The sequence below is a fragment of the Streptomyces tremellae genome (assembly GCF_039540215.1).
Taxonomy (GTDB): domain Bacteria; phylum Actinomycetota; class Actinomycetes; order Streptomycetales; family Streptomycetaceae; genus Streptomyces; species Streptomyces tremellae.
This window is the reverse complement of sequence record NZ_BAABEP010000045.1, coordinates 21,156-39,802: the sequence shown is the minus strand read 5'-3', so window position 1 is coordinate 39,802 and position 18,647 is coordinate 21,156. Positions and strand designations below refer to the sequence as shown.

The 18,647-nt window shown below is 66.3% G+C and carries 11 protein-coding genes and 2 pseudogenes; 5 read left to right on the top strand and 8 right to left on the bottom strand.

Annotation, left to right across the window (positions count from 1 at the left end; translation table 11 throughout):
* Positions 1 to 48: 48 nt before the first annotated feature.
* From ABEA77_RS24965 to ABEA77_RS24955, 3 genes are read right to left on the bottom strand one after another with little or no spacing between them, the layout of a single operon-like run.
* A complete protein-coding gene (locus ABEA77_RS24965; protein ID WP_345651812.1) occupies positions 49 to 1,254 on the bottom strand; it encodes an aminotransferase class V-fold PLP-dependent enzyme in 1,206 nt (401 codons plus the stop codon).
* Positions 1,255 to 1,259: 5 nt separating this feature from the next.
* Complete coding sequence (locus tag ABEA77_RS24960) at positions 1,260 to 2,579, bottom strand: pyridoxal-phosphate dependent enzyme (protein WP_345651810.1); 1,320 nt, start codon at positions 2,577 to 2,579, stop codon at positions 1,260 to 1,262.
* Positions 2,569 to 4,041 (bottom strand): Y4yA family PLP-dependent enzyme, encoded by a 1,473-nt coding sequence (locus ABEA77_RS24955; RefSeq protein WP_425588382.1) that lies wholly within the window; start codon positions 4,039 to 4,041, stop codon positions 2,569 to 2,571. The genes ABEA77_RS24960 and ABEA77_RS24955 overlap by 11 nt, the downstream gene beginning before the upstream one ends.
* 683 nt (positions 4,042 to 4,724) lie before the next feature.
* On the opposite strand from ABEA77_RS24955, the gene ABEA77_RS24950 reads away from it, so the two are divergent.
* Positions 4,725 to 5,468: an aquaporin gene (locus tag ABEA77_RS24950; RefSeq protein WP_345651805.1), complete on the top strand. Its 744-nt coding sequence runs from the start codon at positions 4,725 to 4,727 to the stop codon at positions 5,466 to 5,468.
* Positions 5,469 to 5,523: 55 nt separating this feature from the next.
* Here ABEA77_RS24950 and uvrA read toward each other — a convergent pair whose 3' ends face one another.
* Together uvrA and uvrB are read right to left on the bottom strand one after the other, a co-directional pair.
* A complete protein-coding gene (gene uvrA / locus ABEA77_RS24945) occupies positions 5,524 to 8,454 on the bottom strand; it encodes an excinuclease ABC subunit UvrA (protein ID WP_345651803.1) in 2,931 nt (976 codons plus the stop codon).
* A 143-nt stretch (positions 8,455 to 8,597) separates the two neighbouring features.
* Positions 8,598 to 10,727 (bottom strand): excinuclease ABC subunit UvrB, encoded by a 2,130-nt coding sequence (uvrB, locus tag ABEA77_RS24940; RefSeq protein WP_345651801.1) that lies wholly within the window; start codon positions 10,725 to 10,727, stop codon positions 8,598 to 8,600.
* A gap of 236 nt (positions 10,728 to 10,963) precedes the next feature.
* Between uvrB and ABEA77_RS24935 the strand changes: the two are divergent.
* Together ABEA77_RS24935 and ABEA77_RS24930 are read left to right on the top strand one after the other, a co-directional pair.
* Positions 10,964 to 11,149 (top strand): annotated as a pseudogene (locus tag ABEA77_RS24935) (hypothetical protein); the annotation flags it as partial.
* Positions 11,150 to 11,177: 28 nt separating this feature from the next.
* On the top strand, positions 11,178 to 11,330 hold the full coding sequence (locus ABEA77_RS24930; RefSeq protein WP_345651799.1) for a hypothetical protein: 153 nt from the start codon (positions 11,178 to 11,180) through the stop codon (positions 11,328 to 11,330).
* 1,010 nt (positions 11,331 to 12,340) lie between these two features.
* Here ABEA77_RS24930 and ABEA77_RS24925 read toward each other — a convergent pair.
* Complete coding sequence (locus ABEA77_RS24925) at positions 12,341 to 14,245, bottom strand: Na+/H+ antiporter NhaA (protein WP_345651798.1); 1,905 nt, start codon at positions 14,243 to 14,245, stop codon at positions 12,341 to 12,343.
* Between the two features lie 960 nt (positions 14,246 to 15,205).
* Here ABEA77_RS24925 and ABEA77_RS24920 point away from each other — a divergent pair.
* On the top strand, positions 15,206 to 15,643 hold the full coding sequence (locus ABEA77_RS24920; protein WP_345651795.1) for a DUF488 domain-containing protein: 438 nt from the start codon (positions 15,206 to 15,208) through the stop codon (positions 15,641 to 15,643).
* Positions 15,644 to 15,819: 176 nt separating this feature from the next.
* Here the strand turns inward: ABEA77_RS24920 and ABEA77_RS24915 are convergent, their stop codons facing one another.
* On the bottom strand, positions 15,820 to 16,236 hold the full coding sequence (locus tag ABEA77_RS24915) for a YxiG-like protein (protein WP_425588383.1): 417 nt from the start codon (positions 16,234 to 16,236) through the stop codon (positions 15,820 to 15,822).
* Between the two features lie 498 nt (positions 16,237 to 16,734).
* Between ABEA77_RS24915 and ABEA77_RS24910 the strand changes: the two are divergent.
* A pseudogene (locus ABEA77_RS24910) lies at positions 16,735 to 17,077 on the top strand (molybdopterin cofactor-binding domain-containing protein); the annotation flags it as partial.
* Positions 17,078 to 17,312: 235 nt separating this feature from the next.
* Here the strand turns inward: ABEA77_RS24910 and ABEA77_RS24905 are convergent.
* Positions 17,313 to 18,413 (bottom strand): DUF3800 domain-containing protein, encoded by a 1,101-nt coding sequence (locus ABEA77_RS24905; RefSeq protein WP_345651791.1) that lies wholly within the window; start codon positions 18,411 to 18,413, stop codon positions 17,313 to 17,315.
* Positions 18,414 to 18,647 lie beyond the last annotated feature (234 nt).

The following is an 18,647-nucleotide window of genomic DNA, read 5'->3' as shown; positions in this document are numbered from 1 at the left end:
CCGGGTCTGCGTAGCCCGAAACTACAGGTGAAAATGAATGTCATTGTTCTAGGCGAGGCTGGCGAGTACACCCAGCAGCCGGTCTACCTCCTCCTGGCTGTTGTAGACGTGCAGGCTGACCCGGACGGAGCTAAGCTTCTCGCCCCCCTTGCCCTGGCACAGCCCGTCCGTCCGCACCATGAAGCCATGACTGAACAGGATGAATCCCAGGTCGACCGATCCGATGTCCCTGTGCCTGAAGGTCACGATGCCGTGCCGCTGCTGCACAGGCGAACCTGCCGCCAGGCTCAGCTGGCACCCCACCACCTCGAAGGGCGCCAGCGTCCGCAGGCCGTCGGTCAGGCGCGCGGCCAGGTGCACGGTCCATTCCTCGACGCGCCTCAGGTCTGCCCGCTCCAGCCACTTCAGGGCTGCGTTCAGACTGGCGACCCCCACCGTGTTGGGCGTCCCGCTCCACCCGCGGGGGGCGAACGGCGCACCTCGCGCATTGCGGGCCCAGACTGCCCCCGAACCGGGCAGGGCCAGCGCCTTGTGCCCCGAGAAGGCGACGAAGTCGACGTCCAGAGACCTCACCGAGACCGGCAGATGCCCGACACTCTGGGCGGCGTCCAGGCAGATGGCCACCTCAGGGCCCACGACACGGCGGATCCTGTCCACGTTCATGTCGCCGCCGTACACGTGATGCACATGCGTGGCCGCCACGAATCGGGTCCGCGGAGAGACGAGCTGGGCGAGCGCTTCCGTGTCGTAATCACCCGAGGACGCCTGGTAGGGCATTTCCCGGACCGTGACATGAATGCCCTGTCGCACCAAGGACTCGGCAGCTTCCAGCCAGGGAGTGATGTTCGCCTGGTGGTCGGCGAACGGAACGATGATCTCGTCCCCGTCCACGAGCTGATGGGCAAGCCAGTCCAAGGCCACCAGACGCAGGCCCTCGGTCGTACCACTCGTGAAGTGCACGCCGGAGACCTCGGGTAACGGGTCGTCGAACAGCTCCTTGACCCGGGCCCTGGTCTCATCGAGCAGGGCCGTCGTTCTGTTGGCCCAGGGGTACGTTCCGCGCCCTGCGTTCGCGTTGAAGGTCGTGAGGTACTCCTGGACCGCGTCCAGCACCGCCTGCGGCTTCTGCGTCGTCGCTGCGCTGTCCAGGTAGGCCAGCTCCGCATGGGCAGTGACGATCGGGAACTCCGCGCGCAGGGCACGGTGCCAACCGGCCAGCTCGCCCGCGCCCCCACGGCTGCGGCCGCCTTCCACGGCAGTCACTCCCTCACCAGCGGTCCGCCGGCGTCGCGCCAGGCGATGATGCCCCCGGCCAGGCTCCGTACATCCGGGTGGCCCATACGGGACAACTGGGCGGCGTACTGCAAGGACTTCTCCCCGACAGGACAGGCCAGCAGGACGGGCTGCGCCTTACTGAACGGCAGCCCTCCGCGGACCAGCTCCTCGAACAGTTCGTCGACGATGTTGATCGAACCTTCGATGTGAAGAGCCGCGTAGGCGTAAGGGCTCCGCATGTCCACGATGAGGGGCCGGCTCTCGGCTATCCAATGCTGCGCATCGGCGACGGTGACCGTCACCGCCTCATCTGCGTCCACAGGGGAGACGCCCGACGCGGTACCGCCATGGGCCTTCTGGCCGAGAAGCTCTGGGCGCCGTTTCCGGATGTAACTCAGATAGCTCTCGACGCGATCACACACGATAAAAACGGCAGTTGCGGGCTCAGTCAGCTGCGGCCCGATTTCCCGTAGGTGCCGAACCGCTCCGAAATAGGCTGCTCCTCCCGTGGGGCCGGCCAGTATTCCGCACTTCCGGATGAGATCCAGCATTCCATCGATGGCCTCGCAGGAGCTCACCTTCTCGATGGTTTCGTACGTTTCCGGGTCGAATATTCCTACCTCCTGGACTTCGTCGATATTTCTGATGCCGGGAATGAAGTCCGACTTCTCTGCGACGAGCCCCACGACGGAGACTTTCGGGTTGCTCTCTCTTAACGCCCGCGCCACCCCTGTGGAAGAACCCGCTGTACCCACACCGGAGATGAACCAGTCGGGCGCCCTGCCGTCAAGATCCCTGATGATCTCCGGGCCGGTTCCGTGCTCGTGTGCGTCCGGGTTGAGAACGTTGAAGTACTGATCCGTGTGAAGGTGGGTGCTACCTGGCTCATTCAGGCTGCGATAGAACAGCGTCAGCGGGTCTTCCGAGTCCGTGGGGTCCAGGCACTCAGTCTGTCCCGGAAGCTCCTGAATCTCGGCCCCGAGCAGGAGAAGAATTTCTTTGATCTCCGGAATCTTCATGCGATTGGTCACGCTCTTGAACCCGATGCCGTGAATACCGGCAATCGCCGCCAGAGCCTTTGCTGTGTTCCCGCTGGAAAGTTCTACAATCTGGCCGCCCTGCTCCACCGCATCCTGCAAGCCCGGGCGCACCATGTTCCAAGCGGCCCGATCCTTCAGAGAGCCGAAGGGGTTGCTGGACTCCAGTTTCGCGTAGAGGTCGACGTTCGCGATCCCGTGCACATGCGGAGCGATGCGGACCAGCGGGGTGTCGCCAATCGTCTCGATGATGCTGTCAAACCTCATGCGCATCTCCCGTCAGGTGTATCGGCCAGTACTGGTCGTCGAGTTGCCAGTGCCAGCCGTCCGCGTCCTGGTATGCCGCCACCTTGCGGGCAGCGGGCTGCCGCTGGGCGTGATGCGCATTGAAGTCCATGCAGTATCCCGCGGTATTGGGAAACGCCAGCAGGTCGCCTGGTTCAGGCCGGTCAGGTAGGTAGACGATTCTGCGCGTGATCAGATCGGATTCGAGGCACAAGTTGCCGTGGAGATAGAAGCCCTCACCCTGGTCCGGCTCCGGCCCTCTCCTGCCGCGGCGAAGGAGAACCGGATCGAGGAGTATCCCGTGTTCCTCTAGAGCGCAGTCGTCGGCGTTCATGGCCAGACGTACGGAGTGGGAGCCGTCAGGCTCGGTACGCGTCTCCAGGACCCGGGCCACGGTCAGTCCACACTGGTCCAGCAGGGCCCGGCCGGGCTCGACGCACAGGTCGTAAAGATTCTCCAGGAGAAGAGTCGCCAGCGGGCGACCCAGCGTGGGAGCGGGGCAGCGGAGGAGCTCATCGAGGTAGTCGGCGCCGGCGACAGAGCGGTAGGAAGGGTACAGGTCGAGGTTCCCCCGCAGAACCCCGCCTTCACGGCGCAGACCGTAGGAGTGGTTGCGCCACGCCATGGCCTGGCCTCTCCCCATGGCGGCCAGGGTGAGCTGTGTGGTGTAGCGCTCCCACTGCGTGCCGTCCGCAAGGTAGCTGACGCCGAAGCCACCACCGATATCGATCATCCGGGGCCGCATCCCGCGAGCGCGGCACTCATCCATGGCGTGTATGCAGCCTTCTAGGGCGAGAGCCTTCTCCTCGATGCTGGTGGTGTCCAGGTGGTACGAGACACCGACGACCTCGAGCACGTCCCGGTACCGCTCGGCCAGGTCCAGCAGGCCGGCCATGTCCGACGCCGGCGAACCGAACCGGCTGCGGCGACTCAAGACCTTCACCGCAGGACCGGAGAAGTCCGAGAGCCTGAGCAGCACCTGAACCGGTGGCAGACCATGACCGGCCACCAGGCCCGCCAGCGCGTCCAGCTCGGCGGGCCCGTCGACGTTCACCGTCGCCCCGGTGCGCGCTGCCAGCCAGAGGAACTCCGGGGACTTCGGCCCCGTCGCACCGATACGGTCCGCGGTGAACCCACAGGCCAAGGCATGCTGCAGCTCGTTGAGAGACGCCACGTCGACAGCCGCCTCCGTGGTGACCAGACGACGCACCAGCGAACTGGCCCTGTTGGCCTTGTGCGCGAAGTAGATCGTCCCGTCCAGGCGATGGCGGCGGTACACCGACCGGAAGCGCGCCACGTTCTCAGCAATCTGGTCGGGAAGCACCACGTTCAGCGGCGAACCGAGCCCGTCCACGAGGCTGTGCAGCAAGGGAGATGCCAGAAGAGAAGCAAGGGGCGGAGCTAGCTTCGGGTCCAGTGGCAAGGCGGTGGCCAACAGCGGCACTTCCCTTTCACGGAGGGGATGGCCGGCAGCTTCAACGTTGGCCTGTCGGGCCCTGCCGGCGGACTACGGCGGACTGACTGGGTGTGATTGTCGTATCCATGATGTCCAGGCCGACTGCCCTCTATGCCTGCTCCGCAGCGCACAGAGAGGCTGCCCACACCGGTACCCGAGTGAGCAACCCCCCTTGGCCGCGCCTCCCGCGCCACCCGCATATGACGGGGGCTGACGCGTGGGCAGTACCGGCCTCGATAAGCCACGCGCTTGAAGCCCACAACGCCCGGAACAAGCCACCCCCCCCCTACGGGCCGGGCCGCCACGATTGCCGGCAGCCTGCTTTACGCCTCAGGGGCCACCCGAGTGCCCATCGGGCGGAGCCCTTGGGCCCCAGTTCCGGAAACTGCGCCCGAATTGGCGTGCCCCCACCAGTCACGTAGAGACGTCCTTCCCCCGGTGATTCGATCCGGAAAGCCAATTCATCCTCCGGGAGGTGGCGGGCCGTCAGTGTCGATCCGGGTGCAGAGGCAGGGCCTCATGGTTCGCAGCCGTGCGCCTAAAAGCCCTCACTCGCGGGGAAGTGGCGCGATAATCCTAGGAATTGGAGGGTTCCGTGTCTCGCGCACTGCCTCGACATGCTGGCGCAGTAGGTTGGCCCACGTTGAGGAAAACTTCGTCTGGAGTCCACTATGGCGTCCCCGAGACACCACCACGAGCCGGCGCCGCACCCCGCTCCCTCTCACATTCCGCTTGCAGTCCGGTGCACGGCGGAACTGGTCGGTACAGCCTTCTTCCTGGCCTTCATTTTCGGCTCCGGAATTCAGGCCATCCAACTAACCGATGATGCCGGTATCCATCTGATGGCCAACTCGCTTACCACGGCGCTGGGCCTGGGCGCCATGATCCTGCTCCTCGGACCGATCTCTGGCGCACACCTCAACCCGGCCATCACCCTCGCGGTCTGGTGGACCTCCCGGAAGAGCGGGCACGGGATCAGCAGCCAGGCAGCCGTCGCATACATCATCGCTCAGTTTGTCGGCGCCATCGCGGGTGCCATCCTGACGAATGCGATGTTCGCATTCCCGTTGGTCGACTGGGCCACCCAGGACCGTTCGGAAGGGCACCAGCTGCTGAGCGAGGTCGTGGCCACGGGCGGCCTGATCCTCCTGCTGTTCGGCCTGAGCCGCACCGGACGCACCGAGCGCTTCGCCGCGGTCGGGGTCGCCTCGTACGTCGGTGCCGCCATCTGGTTCACGTCCTCGACAGGATTCGCCAACCCGGCGCTGACCATCGGGCGCATGTTCAGTGACATGTTCGACGGTATCGAGCCCAGCTCGGTCCCCGCCTTCATCGGCATGCAGATCATCGGCATCGTCGCCGCCCTGGCCGTGGGCAGCCTGATCTTCAGGTCCGGCGACCACGGCACCGGCTGAGACGAGAATCTTGCTGGAGGGCGGGGCTGGGAAGGTCCGCCCTCCAGCGAAACGCCTACCCCTGCTTCTTCCCCGACGCCTTCTTCGCCGCCCGGGTCCCAGCCGCCCGCGCACCAGACCGTCGCGTCGAGCTGCGCCTACCGCGCCGGGTTCCGAGGACCTCGCGCAGGAAGTGGCCGGTCTCGCTGTCCGGGTTCGCCGCCACCTCCTCGGGCGTCCCCTCGGCGATGACGAGCCCGCCGGCCGACCCCCCTTCGGGACCCAGATCGATGATCCAGTCGGCCGTCTTGATCACTTCGAGGTTGTGCTCGATGACGATGACCGTGTTGCCCTTGTCGACCAGTCCGGACAGGACGCGCAGCAGCTTGCCGATGTCCTCGAAGTGCAGCCCGGTGGTCGGTTCGTCCAGAACGTAGACGGTGTGCCCGGTGGAACGCTTCTGCAGCTCACTGGCGAGTTTGAGGCGCTGGGCCTCGCCGCCGGAGAGGGTCGTGGCCGACTGTCCCAGACGGATGTAGCCGAGACCGACCTCCTTGAGAGTGCCCAGGTGCCGGGAGATGGCAGGGATGGCTTCGAAGAAGTCGGTGGCTTCCTCGATCGTCATGCTCAGTACGTCGGCGATGGTTTTCGCCTTGTAGCGGACCTCCAGGGTCTCCCGGTTGTAGCGCGCTCCGTGGCAGACCTCGCAGGACACGTAGACGGCGGGCAGGAAGTTCATCTCGATCTTGATCGTGCCGTCGCCGTGGCAGTTCTCGCAGCGGCCGCCCTTGACATTGAAGGAGAAGCGGCCGGGCTGGTAGCCGCGGACCTTGGCCTCGATGGTCTCGGCGAACAGGTTCCGGATGTGCTCGAAGACGCCGGTGTAGGTCGCCGGGTTGGAACGGGGGGTGCGGCCGATCGGCGACTGGTCGACGTGCACGACCTTGTCGACCAGGTCGTCACCCTCGACCCGGGTGTGCCGGCCGGGCACTTTCCTGGCGGCGTTCAGCTCGCGGGCCAGGTGGGTGTAGAGGATGTCGTTGACCAGCGTCGACTTGCCCGACCCGGACACTCCGGTGACGGCGGTGAACACCCCCAGGGGGAAGGACACGTCGATGTCCTGGAGATTGTTCGCACGGGCCCCGCGGACGGTGAGCTGGCGTGAGGGGTCAGGGGTGCGGCGCCTGCTGGGGACCGGGATCGACTTGCGGCCGGAGAGATACTGCCCGGTCACCGAACCGGTGTCCTCGAGGAGACCCTTGAGGTGACCGCTGTAGACGATGTTGCCGCCGTGGTCACCTGCCCCGGGGCCGATGTCCACGATCCAGTCGGCTACCTCGATGGTGTCCAGATCGTGCTCGACAACGATGAGCGTGTTACCCAGGTCGCGCAGGCGGACCAGGGTCTCGATCAGCCGGTGGTTGTCGCGCTGGTGCAGGCCGATGGAGGGCTCGTCCAGGACGTAGAGCACGCCGACCAGGCCGGAGCCGATCTGGGTGGCGAGCCGGATGCGCTGGGCCTCACCCCCGGAGAGGGTGTTAGCAGGCCGGTTGAGCGAGAGGTAGTCGAGGCCGACATCGACCAGGAACCGCTGCCGCTCGTTGACCTCTTTGAGGATGCGTTCGGCGATCTTCTTGTCACGTGCGTCCAGCCCCAGTTCCGCCAGAAAGTCCGCACAGTCACCGATCTGCATGGAGGAGATCTCCGCGATCGACCTGCCGGCCACCTTCACCGCCAGGCTGATCTGCTTGAGGCGGGCTCCGTGACACAGAGGGCAGGGCACCTCACGCATGTAGCCCTCGTAGTGCTCGCGCCCCGCATCGCTCTCCGCCGCCTGGTGCCGGCGTCGGACGTAGGGCACCGCACCCTCGAAGGGAGTGACGTAGTGGCGCTCACGACCGAACCGGTTGCGGTAACGAACCTCGATGGGAGTGGCGTGCCCATGGAGAAGCGCCCGCTTCGCGCGCTGCGGAAGGCGGGCGAAGGGGACATCCGTCCGGAAGCCGAGAGTGTCGGCCAGAGCGTCGGTCAGACGGGCGAAGTGCGCCTTGGTGCGCCCATGGGACCAGGGGTGAATGGCACCCTCGTCCAGGGACTTCTCCTCGTCCGGGACGACCAGCTCTTCGTCGACCTCCATGCGGGTACCGATGCCGGCGCACTCGGGGCAGGCGCCGTAAGGGGAGTTGAAGGAGAAGGAGTGGGGTTCGAGATCCTCGAAGTACAGATCGTCGTGCGGGCAGTACAGGTGCTCCGAGAACATGCGCTCCCGCTGCGGCGCGTCCTCCGCAAGGTCGACGAAGTCGAGCACCACCATTCCGCCCGACAAAGTGAGCGCCGATTCCACGGAGTCGGTAAGACGCCGCTGGGCGGACGCTTTGACGGCGAGGCGGTCCACCACCACGTCAATGGTGTGCTTCTGCCGCTTCCGCAGCTTCGGCGGGGAGGAGAGCTGAACGATCTCGCCGTCCACCCGGGCCCGCGCGTAGCCCTTGGCGTGCAGCTCGGCGAACAGCTCGGAGAACTCGCCCTGCCGGTCCCGGACAAGCGGCGACAGGACCTGGAAACGGGTGCCGCTGGGAAGCTCAAGGATCTGGTCGACGATGCCCTGCGGTGACTGGCGAGAGATGGGCCTGCCGCACTCCGGACAGTGCGGCTTGCCGACGCGGGCGAAGAGCAGGCGGAGGTAGTCGTAGACCTCGGTGATGGTGCCGACCGTGGAGCGCGGGTTACGCGAGGTGGACTTCTGGTCGATGGAGACCGCGGGGGAGAGGCCCTCGATGAAGTCCACCTCGGGCTTGTCCATCTGACCGAGGAACTGGCGGGCATACGACGAGAGCGACTCAACGTACCGGCGCTGACCCTCGGCGAAGATGGTGTCGAAAGCCAGGGACGACTTCCCCGACCCGGACAGGCCGGTGAAAACGATCAGCGAGTCACGGGGCAGGTCGATGGAGACATTATTCAGGTTGTTCTCGCGCGCCCCCCGGACGATGAGACGATCGGCCACGCCGGTCCACACCTTTCAATGCTCGGTCCCGCTTGCTCTCTGGGGAGAGAGGAAACCTGGCGCTTTCTCGCAAAGGGAGACGGCAGATGACTTAGCGGCCCACCCAGACCCGCAGTCGCGTCCGGCTCTCCGGCCTCATCCGGTCACTGCAGGTCCGAGGCCTGCATGTCGCGGAGTTCCTTCTTCATCTCGTGGAGTTCATCCCGCAGCCTGGCAGCCACTTCGAACTGCATCTCCGACGCCGCGGCGCGCGTGCGTTCCATCAGCTCCTCGACCTGGGCGGTAAGCTGCGCCGCCGGACGCTCCGTCGGCCCGGCCGCCGCTTCCCCGCTCGCCGACACGGTCTTGGTCAGCTGGCCGCCGAGCGTTGGCATGAGCGGGACAGCGACGCCTTCTCCCTCGCTCCGGTACCCGGTGGCGAGCAGGTGATCGGTGTCGATCTCCTCGCGGTCGATCTGCGCGACGATGTCGTCGATCTTCTTCCGCAAGGGCTCAGGGTTGATGCCGTGGTCCTTGTTGTACTGGATCTGCTTCTCGCGGCGCCGGTTGGTCTCCTCGATGGCCTTGGTCATGGCCGGGGTGACCGTGTCGGCATACATGTTCACCTGCCCCGAGACATTCCGTGCCGCGCGGCCGATGGTCTGGATCAGCGAAGTGCCGGACCGCAGGAACCCTTCCTTGTCGGCGTCGAGGATGGCGACGAGAGAGACCTCCGGCAGATCGAGCCCCTCGCGCAGCAGGTTGATGCCGATAAGGACGTCGTACTCGCCGGCTCGCAGCTCCCGCAGAAGTTCCACCCGCCGCAACGTGTCGATGTCGCTGTGCAGGTAGCGCACCTGAATGCCAAGGCCCGCGAAGTGCTCGGTGAGCCCCTCAGCCATGTTCTTGGTGAGGGTGGTCACCAGAACGCGCTCGTTCTTCGCCGTCCGCTCCTGGATCTCGTGGACGAGGTCGTCCACCTGCCCCGTGGCCGGCTTGACCACCACCAGGGGGTCGAGCAGGCCGGTCGGCCGGATGATCTGCTCCACCACGCCGTTGCTCCGGGAGAGCTCGTAGGACCCCGGGGTCGCGGACAGATAGACGGTCTGCCCGACACGTTCCCGGAACTCCTCCCAGGTCAGAGGGCGGTTGTCCAGCGCGGAGGGCAGCCGGAAACCGTGATCGACCAGGGTGCGCTTGCGGGCCGTGTCCCCCTCCCGCATCGCACCGATCTGAGGGACCGTGACGTGTGACTCGTCAATGACGAGGAGGAAGTCCTCCGGGAAGTAGTCCAGCAGCGTGTTGCCGGGAGAACCCGGCGAACGGTCGTCGAAGTGCATCGCGTAGTTCTCCACGCCGATGCACGTACCGGTCTCGCGCAGCATCTCGATGTCGTAGGAAGTCCGCATCCGCAGCCGCTGGGCCTCAAGATGCTTCCCCTGCCCCTCCAGCTGCGCCAGCCGCTGCGCCAACTCGGCCTCGATGGCGTGGACCGCCCGCTCCGAGCGCTCGGGCCCCGAAATGTAGTGCGAGGCAGGAAAGATGTGCACCTGGGACTCGTCCGCGACGACCTCGCCCGTCACAGGATTGAGCGTGGTCAGAGCCTCGACCTCGTCACCGAACATCTCGATGCGGATGGCGAGTTCCTCGTAGACCGGGAAGATCTCGATCGTGTCCCCGTGCACCCGGAAGGTGCCTCGGGCGAACGCCGTGTCGTTACGGGTGTACTGGTTGTCCACGAAGCGACGAAGCAACTCGTCACGGTCGATCTCCTCGCCCACACGGAGCGGAATCATCCGGTCCACGTACTCCTGGGGAGTCCCGAGCCCGTAGATGGTGGACACCGACGAGACCACCACCACGTCCCGCCTGGTGAGCAGCGAATTGGTCGCGGAATGACGCAACCGCTCGACCTCGTCGTTGACCGCGGAGTCCTTCTCGATGTACGTGTCCGACTGAGGGACGTACGCCTCGGGACGGTAGTAGTCGTAGTACGAGACGAAGTACTCGACGGCATTGTTCGGCAGAAGCTCACGAAACTCGTTCGCCAGCTGCGCGGCCAGGGTCTTATTGGGAGCCATCACCAGAGTAGGGCGCTGAAGTCTTTCGATCAGCCAGGCCGTGGTCGCGGACTTTCCGGTGCCGGTCGCGCCGAGCAGGACGACTTCCTTCTCCCCAGCTCGGATACGCCGCTCGAGTTCGGCAATGGCAGCGGGCTGGTCGCCGCTGGGCTCATACGGACTGATGACCTCGAAGGGAGCGCCTGTGCGTTCGATCTGGGAATTGGGCCGCATTTACACACCGTACGACTGATCGTGGTAGCGGGCTCGGCGAGCATTCCGCAACTCCTGGAGCAGACCGATATTTCGCCCGGGTGCACTACACCCCTTCAAGCAGCCAACGGGCAGAAGCCATCACCCGGTCAGCCCTCGCCCTCGCCGGGCCAGGACGCTACCGTCCACCCAGGGGCACTGCGTGAACAACCGAGGACAGCCCCTGCGCCGGCGCCGCGGACGCCGGTGACGACCGCCTGGTCAGTGTGCGGGACGCGGCGGAGCACAACCTGCGCCACGTCGACATGGACGTGCCCCGCGACCGCGTCGTGGCCTGCACCGGGGTCGACGGACCGGGCAAGCCCTCGCTCGCCTTCGTGACCCTCTACGCCGAGGCCCAGCAGCGCCACCTCGAATCGGTCGGCCCCGCCCGGCGCCTGATTGCCGGCCTCCGGGAGTAGACAGCTGCCCATGACCAGCCAGGACTGCCTGACACCAGACAGCCAGCGCGCCACGCCCCTTTCCGACGGCGAGGTCCAGCGCATCAAGCTGGTGAGCAAGCTCCCCCGTCCGCCGCGCGGACACAGCCAGCGCCTGCTCGACGAGCCGGCCCGGGCCCGGTGAAACGACCGTCACCCCTCACCCAGCCTGAGCGGCTGGGTGAGGGGTGACGTATCCCCGAACTGCTCCGGCGAGGTGAGGAGGGAGCCGTGGACCTCGCTGGCACGGCCATGCTAGCGGCGGGGAGCGGCCATGCCGGGGAACCTGACAGCGGGTCGCTCACGAACTCCTTGGGGGAGGCCTTCGCTGAACGCGGCACGGGATGCGCGGGCCGCCTCGACGCTGATGGCCTCGAATGCCGACGTGGGACCACGTGGCGCCTGCCGCCCCAGACCTGCGACGGGAACGTCCGCCGGCCTCCACGTCCCCACAGGCTCGTTGCGGTTCAGGACAGAAAGCCCAGCAGCGCGTGCCCAAGCAACACACCGAATGCGACGCGCCGGACATGGAAGGCGAGGGCCCCCCTTAGGAGCGGTGTGGACTGCGGCATCTGTACCGACTTTCAGAGGGGCCCCTCGCGCCTCACAGTAATCGCCCACTGACGCGAAGACAGGCTGGTGCTCTCCGGAGTGTCGCCGGCGGCGACAGCAGGCCCTGGTCCGGGAACCTGCCGCCAGCCCCATAGACACACTCGTCAGCCACACCGCAGCTCAGGGCACCCTTGCGTGCTTGCACCCGCACCCAGCTTTGAGGTGGACTGCCGCGGCCCGACGACGCCATCAGCGGCCTCCGGCAGCGGTCGGCGGCGCATCGATGCGCATCACGAACGCCTCGGCGGTCTCCGCCACGCATTGCCCTCGGCGAGGCACGGCCCAGGAGGAAAGAACTCTGCTGCACCACGTTCCTCACCGGGGAAAGCAGATGCGTTCGAACGCAGTCCTGACCGAGCGTCTGGTGCCCACGCGAGTGGCCCCTCATGGGATCTCCACCACCGTCAATGCCCGACTGGCGTCACCGGTATGCCGTCGCCTCCTGCGTGGCGCCGGCCAAGGACGACACGCAAAGTCGTCCGGGCCCTGCTGCACCATCGGGTGGTGCAGCAGGGCCCGTCATGTGAGGAAAGGCGAGATGCCTCAACTCTTCTTCGACTTGGTGACGGTCGTCCGGTCGTAGGCGGCCCGGACTGCGTCTGTGAGGGTGCCGACATCGTACGCTCCGCGATGCAAACGCCCGTTGATGAAGAACGTCGGACTTCCGGCGGCGCCGCTGCGGTCCGCCGTGTCCATGTCCTCGGCCACTCGTGAGGCACCAGCATGATTGCTCAGATCGCGCTGGAACTTCTCCGTGTTCAGGCCGAGTTCTTCGGCGTAGCGCAGCAGGTCAGGCGCGCTGAGCTCTCCCTGGTGAGAGAGGAGGATGTCGTGCATGGGCCAGAAGGCATCCTGCTGGGCCGCGGCCTCGGACGCCTCCGCAGCCAGGTGAGCACCAGGATGCACGTCGCCGAGTGGCAGGTGGCGCCACACGAAGCGGATGTCCCCTCCCACCTCAGCCTGCACCTCGCGCATGATGGGCTCCGCCCGGGCGCAGTACGGGCACTCGAAATCGCCGTACTTCACCACTGTCACAGGCGCGTTGTCAGGTCCTCGGATGTGGTCGCGTTCGGGATCCACCGGCGCCGAGAGGTCGACGAGCCTCTCTCCCGTGCCGAGCAGGGCACGGGCACGCCCAGTCTCGGGCAGTGCCCGGATCACCGTAGTGATGAGCCAGGTAAGCGCGAAGGAGAAGGGGATGGTGGCCAAGATCCCGTACTTGGCCTGATCGAGGAGCTCACCCTCGAAAGCGAGGGTGGCGATCAGCAGTGAGACCGTGAAAGCGGCGCCGGACGCGCTGCCCCCGGCCAGCACGGCCCCCCAGCCGACCTGAGGACGAATACGCCCCCGGCTGGCCCAGGTGGTCAGCGCCGCGGCCACGGCGATACCCACCGGCTTGCCCACCACGAAGGCCACCAAGATGCCCAGAGTGATCGGCGAAGTCAGAGCATCGGTGAAGCCGCTCCAGGTGATGTGGATGCCGGCGTTGGCAAGAGCGAAGAGTGGCACCACGCCGTAGCTGGTCCACGGGTGGAAAGTCTGCTCCAGCCGCTCGTTCGGCGAAATCACCGACGACAGCTTTTGCCGCAAGGAGCGTTCCAGCTCCGGGGTGGGCTGCTCGCGGAAGAGACGGAACAGTCCACTGGTGCGTTCCAGATCGGCGCGCGAGGCAGGATAGGCGTAGGTGATCAGGGCGAACGCGAGGCCGGTCACAACAGGATCGATACCTGCTTCGAGCAAGGCCACCCACATAGCCACCGCGAGAACGACATAGAGCACCCCGCTGCCCACGCCGACTCGACGCATCACCAGCACAGCTACGAAGATGGCGAGGGCGATGACAAGGGCCAGCCACGACAGGCTGCCGCTGTAGGCGAAGGCGATCACGGCCAGGGCGACGACGTCGTCGACGATGGCTACGGTCAGCAGGAACGTACGCAGGGCCTCCGGCAGACGCCTGCCAAGAAGCGCGAGGGTGCCCAGAGCGAAGGCCGTGTCGGTCGACATGGCTGCACCCCACCCACCGCCCGCACCGTCACTGGCAGCGAACGCAAGGTAGATCAGAATCGGGATCGCCATGCCCGTGAGTCCCGCGAGCAGCGGAAGGGTCATACGGCTGCGCTGCCGCAACTCACCCAGGTCGAACTCGCGACGTGCCTCGAGACCGACAACGAAGAAGAACAGCGCCATCAGTCCGCTGTTGACCCACTCGCGCAGCGTCAACTCGACGCCGAGCGGGTGTGCCTCGATGGATAGCGAGGTCTCCCAGAAAGACTCGTAACTGTGTGGCCCCACATTGGCCCACACCAGCGCCGCAACGGACGCAGCCACGAGGGCGAGCGCACTTCCGGTTTCGGTGCGCAAAAAGTCCCGCAGAGGGGAGCGCAGTACGTCAGATCGTATTGTTTGCCCGACACCCTCTGGGCTGGCGGGAGCCGCCGACGTCATGCTCCTCCTTGAAAATCCCGCGCGAGGGCACACTGCACGCAGGGACGTTTCTTTGCGCAACGTTCAGCCCATCTGAACGTTTCAGTGCCCGCACTTGTACCGCGTCCGTTCGAGGCAACCACCGAAGCGCCCGGCCTCGACACCGTCCAGGCCGGGCTGTGGCGCTGGCGATGTACGGCTGCCGCAAGGCAGACGTACAAGCACCGCTGAATGGGGTCTGCAGAATGCGTTGCGCCCACTCGCCGACGCCGGAGCCTAGCAGGTTATGAGCCCCGCATCCGGCCGGAGAGGCTCGCGCCAGATCTATTGTGCGGGGCGTAGTCCTGCTTCACCTAAGCAGCGGGTTTTCTTCACGAAAAGGCACCGCTGTGCGACCGTCGGCAGGCGTGGCGGGCCCGGACGGCTACGCCTGCCGGCTCTCGAGTTCGCCGCAGGGCAGGAATGCCCCAGGCGGCCGCGTCCTGCCCGCCGGCCTTCCGGGGCAGAGCGAAGTCCGCCCGCCCGGTCCCTGACATCGTGGCAGGTAACCCGAGGTCGCAGGAGCACGGCCTGCCTGGAGTGTTCCCGTCCCCACGCCCTGCTGGCCGGTGCTCCGCGCTGATGCCTCGTGCGGCGGGGGAGTGCCCCTCGGTAGAGGGGAACCCATGAGGGCCCGGCCGGGGTGATTCGGTGCCCAAGCAGGTTCGGCGCCGTCCCCTCTGCCGCAACCTGAACGAAATTGAGGAGCACGAGACTGAGCTGCGGTTTTCCCAGACGACTGTCATGCAGTCGGCTGCCTGCATGAACGGCGGTCAGGTTGCGTTCACCGGCAGGCCGATATGTTCAAAGCCGGAGGGCGAATAGATGGGAATGGGCTTCGCCCCGGGCAGCTGGCGGACTCGGCCGCCAGAGGTGAGACGGCACTGGGGGCAGCCGCACGGCCAGACTCCAATAAAACTTCGGTATCGGCAGAGGCGGAAAATGAAGCTCTACACCATCGGGTTCACGAAGAAGTCCGCCGAGAAGTTCTTCGGGCTGCTGCGTGAAGCTCGAGTGAGCAAACTGATCGACGTCCGACTCAACAACGTTTCGCAGCTGTCCGGCTTCGCCAAACGTGATGACCTGAGGTACTTCCTGAGCGAGATCTGTGACGCCCAGTACGTTCATCGCACTGAACTCGCCCCGACCAAGGAGATGCTCGATGCCTACAAGAAAGGAGATACCGAATGGGCTGTCTATGAGAGGCAGTTTCTCGAACTGTTGGTGACCCGGCAGGTCGAGAAAACTGCAAGACGGGAAGAGTTCGACGGAGCGGTTCTGCTCTGCAGCGAGAATGACGCGCAGCATTGCCACCGGCGGGTTGTCGCGGAATACCTCGGACAGCACTGGGGCGGCACAGCAATCGAGCACCTGATGTGATCGCTGCACGGTGGCCAAGCCCCGCCCCACACGCCACCCCAGCCGCAGTGAGCACGACAGCGACCCGGTGCAGCATCCGAGGGGTTCATCGAGGCCGTCGGCAACACAGAGAGCCGAGACGGACGGACTGGCCACAAGACCCAGCGGCCGTGCCTCTGCCCAGCTCCAGCGGGTCTCTATCCCGACGGCACCACACTGACCACGAGATCGGAGAACACCACGGCCAGGTGGTGTCCGTTGGCCTCAAGGCGTACCTCGTGGAAGTCGATACCGAGGGCCCTGGACCAGAACTCCGGTAGCACCCTGGCGCCGGCGGCGGAGAACCGCCACTTCGTCCCCCAGTCCCTGTCGAGCCCCCCAATGGGGTGGCCGTGGGCACCGCGAGGTGACACTGCCGACTCCGACGTTTCCACACGGGCGTCGACACAGTGGCGGAAAAGGTACCGCAGGTGGCACGGGACGTAGCCGGCCCGAGGGTCAGCAGCCGCGTAAACGATGACCTCGTAGTCGCACATGTAGTTGGTGTATCCGTGGTGCACGACGGTGTGATCGGAGGTCCCGCCCAGCATTCGTCCAAGTTCGGCAGTCTCCATGCCGTCTCTTCTACCGCACTCGGTGAGCCCCTCCCCACCAAGATTCACGAGTGTCACGCCTCGCACCGCAGAGCAGCACTGCCGGTGTCACGGCGCCGGAACTGCCACGCAGACTCGGGCGGACGACGGCAGCGACGTGCGCGAGCCCGCCCTCGACGCTGCCACCAGTCCACGCCGCGATTCCAGCCCACAGCACCCGAACGCAGCGCTCCGCAACTTTCCGCAACTTCATTGAAAGACACGCCAGAGGTTCCGTAGCGTCGTCGCCCTTGTCCGCTCAACACCTCTAACGGGGCCCCATGCGCACACCCATCCCCCACACCGACCCGCCGCTTGAAGGACGTGGCCTCCAGATGGCCGACTACGGGCTGCCGTCACAGGCCTTGCTAGCCCGCGCTGAACAGGGCTATGCCCGATTCCTGAGCCGGCACATCACGGAACAGGGCACCGTGAGCGAGGCCGGCGAATGCCACTGCCAACCCTGCCGACCACCGAATTGACTTCGGCCCGGCGATGATCACGGGTGGCTCCGTGGGCACCCGCTCCCGCGCCGGGGCGTGGGCCCCACCGCCGACGGGCGGCATCACGGTACGTTCCACACCACCGCGGCCCTGAGCGCACCGAACCGGAAGGAACGGCACTCCTCCGGCGCCCAGTTCGCCGTCGACACCACCACCGGCAAGGTCCGGGTACGCCGCATGCTGGGCATCTTCGCCGCCGGCCGCATCGTCAACCCCTCACCGCCCGCAACCAGCTCGTCGGCGGCATGATCTGCGGCATCTCAACGGCCCTGCGCGAGGAGGCGGTCCGCGACCATCACACCGGCGCCCATCACGCCCCGACCCCGACGACCACCAGGTGCCGGATCGGTGAAACACCCCGCACGTACACCGGATGGTGACAGCTCTCTGCCCGCCGGGTGCAGCAGAACACGGCCGAAGCCCCCGTGGCTTGAAGACCAGGCTGCTTTGCATGCGGGACAGAACCACTGCACTGACCGGGCCGTCGGTGTGCTGGCCCGCCGTCCGCAGGCCCGAGCGCAAGGCGGCGCAGATTCCCCGGAGCAGCGCCGAGGGTCAATGAGTTGCCGCGCCGGGCGCGGCGAGGACGGAGGCATGATCGTAAGGCAGGAGCGATTCGTCGCTGATGAGAGGGATCACGCTGGCGTACAAGTCCTCGGACACGGCGGAGTAGACACCCGCATGGCGAGCGGCAACGGCTGCGGTGGCGCCGGCGAGGAGGTCGGCGAGCTGCACAGAGGGATGGTCGAGGGAAGTGCCCCGCACCAGATGCTGCAGGGCGATGCCTCTGATCCGGGAGGACGGTGTGGCCCCCGAGGTGCGCCCCAGGACCTGAGCCAGGGCACCGAGCCGCTCGTCGGTGAGAGTCTTCTGCTCGTCAGTGAGCACACTGACGGGTTCTCCCAGATGCTTGGCCCAGTACCGCGCGGTTTCGGCGATGCAGGGCACGAGCATCTCCAGCAGGGGGAAAGGACCGGCGTCGACACGAAGGGCGTTGCCCGCGGGCCTGGTCGCACGCAGTCTGAAGAGAAGTTCGGTGACCTCGCGGCGGGTGGACGCGGCCCAGGCGGCGTCCAGCCGGTTGTAGAACGTCTCGGCAGCAGCCGCTTCGCCGTTCTTCACCGCACGCTGGGAAGCGAAGGCGACGAAGTTCTCCAGGAGGTAGCGGAACCCCTCCTGCTTGAGGGCCCGGCGCCCCTGAAGCGCCAGGACCCGCGCGATCCGGCGCGCCTCACCAGCCTGGTAAAGGTCACGGCCATGCGCCCACGCATGTTCCTCCAGGAGCAGGTCCACCACCTTCGCGACCGCGGCGTACTCCTTGTCGACCACGTAGGCCGCGCACCGTCCCTCCAGGGCGCCACCCGGCTCCCACAGCCGGCGCAGAACGTGCCGGCGGTTCGCCCAGCGGCCGCTGAAGGCCTTGAACTTCAGCTCCGCCGACTGCTGGATCTGAGCCTCTCGGCGCAGCTCACCCACAATGTCGGCGGCTTCGGCGTCATCAACGGCCACGGACGCATAGACGAGGTAGCGGCCGTTCAGCAACTGCTCACCGTCGTTCCCGGACTCGTCGCAGGCAATCCACCGGCCGCTGCCCTCGCTGTTGCTGGTGGCGGTGGTCCGGCTGTAGAGGGTGAAGTCATCACCGGTCAGAGGCATCCACCTAGTTTCGACCCGGCCCCGCATCCCGGCCAGTTTCAGCGCCAGCGCCAGTCGGTGAGCACTTGTTCGACGACGGCTGCGACAACACCGCAGGTCCTCGTCGTGCGGAGCGGCTGCGCCGGGCGCGGCGAGGACCTTCCAGGAGGACGCATGGCCGAGAGCTGGTTGAAGGCCACACGTCATATGACAGGGGCCGGGGGATTCCGGCCGGACGCCGAGCCCCTGACGGCG